Source organism: Mesorhizobium sp. M7A.F.Ca.US.011.01.1.1 (genome assembly GCF_003998295.1).
In the GTDB taxonomy this organism is placed as follows: domain Bacteria; phylum Pseudomonadota; class Alphaproteobacteria; order Rhizobiales; family Rhizobiaceae; genus Mesorhizobium.
In genome coordinates this window covers 1-391 of record NZ_RZRT01000286.1, presented here as the reverse complement: position 1 = coordinate 391, position 391 = coordinate 1, and the positions used below count along the sequence as shown (strand labels likewise).

At 69.8% G+C, this 391-nt stretch carries 2 pseudogenes; both read left to right on the top strand.

What is annotated here, in order from left to right:
• Window positions 1-278: pseudogene (locus EOA13_RS39305) on the top strand (damage-inducible protein); the annotation flags it as partial.
• A pseudogene (locus tag EOA13_RS38285) lies at window positions 193-391 on the top strand (DNA polymerase Y family protein); the annotation flags it as partial. The pseudogenes EOA13_RS39305 and EOA13_RS38285, both read left to right, overlap by 86 nt.

The window sequence follows — 391 nt, the reverse complement described above, 5'->3', positions numbered from 1 at the left end:
CCTCCCGCCGTTGGGCACGGAAAACCGAAGCGACCGATTTTGGACAACCAACCGCCGCGGTCACCCGATGGCGGGTCACCGCGCTTCCCTCCCGCCCCTTGCCGGTTCCCGGCGTCGGCCGTGCTCACTGGCAGCTTGAGCTGATCCGAGTGCGGGCTGGAGAAAGCGCCGATTTTGAAGTGGAAGCCTGCGATGCCAAGGGTCGTCTCGCTCTTTTTTCCGGCCTGGCCGACCGATCGCCTGCGGCGCGCCATGGGCCCGTCCGCGCCATCGGCTGAAACCCCGGTCGTCATGCTCGGCCGGCAGGGAAACCGGCGGCTCGTGCTGGCCGCCGATGCAGCGGCGCGCGCCGCGGGTCTGCGCGTTGGCATGCCGGCGAGCAAGGCCCAAG